Source organism: Mesorhizobium sp. GbtcB19 (genome assembly GCF_019091085.1).
In the GTDB taxonomy this organism is placed as follows: domain Bacteria; phylum Pseudomonadota; class Alphaproteobacteria; order Rhizobiales; family Rhizobiaceae; genus Mesorhizobium.
In genome coordinates this window covers 1-259 of record NZ_JAGXJY010000310.1, presented here as the reverse complement: position 1 = coordinate 259, position 259 = coordinate 1, and the positions used below count along the sequence as shown (strand labels likewise).

Sequence of the window (259 nt, the reverse complement as noted above, 5' to 3'; positions counted from 1 at the left end):
AGAAAAGTTTATTATTCCGAATATGTCTTCACTTCTACTAAAAAAAGGACGTGAAGCTAAAATCGTACAAATTGTGGCTGATAGTGGGTTAGGTAAAACAAAAGTAAAAAAGCTTTTAAGTAGATACTGGCAGCGGGGAATGAACAAAAATTCGATGCTACCTGATTATGCGAATTCAGGTGGTCGAGGGAAAAGTAAGAAACTCAATGTGGATAAAAACGGGAGACCACGAAAGCTTACGGTAGATGGTGAATACAGA

Annotated in this window: 1 protein-coding gene; it reads left to right on the top strand. The window is 37.5% G+C overall.

Annotation, left to right across the window (positions count from 1 at the left end):
* Positions 1-259: hypothetical protein (locus KVT37_RS32375; protein WP_217579048.1), on the top strand; the 259-nt coding region annotated here is incomplete at both ends.